At 43.8% G+C, this 2,569-nt stretch carries 2 protein-coding genes; both read left to right on the forward strand.

The features are described 5' to 3' along the window. The coding region (locus ACN6OV_RS12960) for an amino acid permease (protein WP_427953576.1) at positions 1 to 1,410 on the forward strand (1,410 nt) is incomplete at its 5' end. 98 nt (positions 1,411 to 1,508) lie between these two features. Next, a complete protein-coding gene (locus tag ACN6OV_RS12965; RefSeq protein WP_427953578.1) occupies positions 1,509 to 2,393 on the forward strand; it encodes an alpha/beta hydrolase in 885 nt (294 codons plus the stop codon). Positions 2,394 to 2,569: the final 176 nt, after the last annotated feature.

Below are 2,569 nucleotides of genomic sequence, written 5' to 3' on the forward strand. Positions count from 1 at the left end.
CACTCATCTCCGAATGATGCTTCGCATCAGGGCAATTCTGCGCCTTTAAAACGCGCTATGAGTACTCGACATCTGGTGATGATTTCGCTTGGCGGCGCAATCGGTACAGGTCTATTTTTAGGGTCGGGTGAAGTCATTGCACAAACGGGGCCTGTTGGTGCCATTATTGCTTATTTTCTAGGTGGTATTATCGCCTATATGGTCATGCTCTGCCTCGGTGAGTTGGCTGTTCACATGCCTGAGTCTGGCTCTTTTGGCGCATATGCTACCCGCTATATTGGCCCAGGTACGGGATACACCATGACGTGGTTATACTGGCTCACTTGGTCGGTCACACTCGGCACAGAGTTTACTGCTGCTGCACTGCTGATGCAGGAATGGTTCCCAGACAGTTCCATGTGGATGTGGACATTAATCTTTGGGGTATTTGTATTCCTCTTGAATATGACTTCGACCCGCTGGTTTGCTGAGTCTGAATTTTGGCTGGCTTTGATCAAAGTGATTACCGTCGTAGCCTTCATTCTTTTAGGCTTATTGGCTATTTTTGGGGTACTGGATTATCGTGGTCATGAATCCGCACCACTATTCAGTAATTTAACCGCTCAAGGTTGGTTCCCAGAAGGTCTTTTCCCGATCTTCACCACTATGCTGATTGTGAATTTTGCCTTTTCAGGGACAGAGCTGATTGGTGTGGCTGCTGGTGAAACTAAAGATCCTGCCAAGAATGTGCCGAAAGCCATTAATACCGCAATTTTCCGTTTACTGATTTTCTTTGTCGGAACTATTGTGGTGGTCACTGCTTTACTGCCGCATCAGGAAGCAGGCTTGGCCGCTGAAGGCGTCAGCAGCAGTCCATTCGTGACGGTCTTCCAACATATCGGCATTCCTTATGCAGAAGACATTATCCGTTTTGTGATTATCACGGCATTATTGTCTGCTGCGAACTCAGGCCTATTCGCTGCATCACGTATGATGTGGTCACTGTCTTATAAAAAACAGTTGCCGGCAGTATTCTCAAAACTCAATTCACGTGGCATTCCTTATGTTGCAGTGATTGTCACCATGATTGGCGGTATGCCGGGCTTACTGTCTGAACAGTTTGCACCAGAAGCGATTTTCACCAATTTATTGGGAATTGCAGCCTTTACTATGGTTGTGGTCTGGATGAGCATTTGTCTCAGTCAATTCAACTTCCGCCGCCAATGGTATAAAGCCGGCCACAGCAAAGAAGAACTGGGCTTTGCTGCTCCGTTGTTCCCAATTGTGCCAATTCTCGGTTTTGTGTTCTGTTTTATTACCTGTGTCAGCATGGTCTTTGATCCAACCATGCGCATCAGCTTCTTTGGTTGTTTGACCTTTATTGCGGTCTGCTATATCAGCTACTACACCTTGTATCACAACAAAAATTGATACATAGCTTGGTCAATAGCAACATTAAAGAGCAACTTCGGTTGCTCTTTTTTATTTATACTGAATGAAAATAAAATAATTGGTTGCGGGAGCTGCTTATGAATATTGTTTTTATTCACGGGATGAACCAACAACGCCAAACTGCACGATCTTTAGAAAAACGCTGGCTCAATTTGCTTGAGCAAAGCCTAAAAAACATCCATCAGCACTGTCAGTTTCCTTATTTAAAGCAGCATTTTCGTATGCCTTTTTATGGCGATTTGCTTTCACGCCATCATTTAGAAAACACGTTAAGCGCCAGCACACTGATGCCACAAACATGGATACATTTGCCGTTTATTCATCCTGCAAAACCGGAAGAACATCGACCTGAAGTCAATCCACTGCCAGAAATGCAGATGAATGATAGTCATAGCTTTCAGCATGAGCTACATACGCTAGGCGCATTAAGTAAAGATTATGCCTTGCGCGATTTTGCCCTGTTGATGAATTATTTTCCAAAATTGCATGCAACACTGTTGCACAAATTTTTAGTTGAAACTTATCTGTATTTATCCAATCCGCATTTTATGCACGAAGTTCATGTGCGCATACACGAACAATTGCACAGCACCAAACCGAATGTCATCGTGGCACATTCCCTAGGTTCCGTGATTGCCTATCATTTTTTACTGCTGCATCCCGAATTAAATGTGCCTTGCTTTATTACCCTCGGTTCTCCCTTAGCCTTTCGGGTCATTCAAGGCCATTTACCGCAGCCCATTCAGCGCCCGAGTGTAATTTCAGGCGACTGGATTAATTTTTATTCGCATGATGATTTTCTCACTGCCTTTCCACTACAAAATGCGCCTTTTGATTTTAGCCCTGCCATTATTAATCACCAAATCCGTACATCGATTGATCGCCCGCATGATATCGACGGTTATTTAAAACATCCTGACGTGATTCAGGCGATTGTCGATACGTTTAAAAATTCAACATAAACAATGTATTTTTCAAACAATTGCATCAGATTGTTTTAAATTTATGCACTCAGCACCTAAAACTGAAATTATTTGTAGAAATGCGTTTGACACCCCCCAATTTTCACCCTATTATACGCCCACCTCTGAAACGTCCCTATCGTCTAGAGGCCTAGGACATCGCCCTTTCACGGCGG

This window comes from Acinetobacter sp. (genome assembly GCF_050285345.1).
In the GTDB taxonomy this organism is placed as follows: Bacteria; Pseudomonadota; Gammaproteobacteria; order Pseudomonadales; family Moraxellaceae; genus Acinetobacter.

What these genes read in the sequence shown, in the direction of transcription:
- ACN6OV_RS12965 (WP_427953578.1), top strand. Translation starts at nt 1,509, where the DNA reads ATGAATATTGTTTTTATTCACGGGATGAACCAACAACGCCAAACTGCA.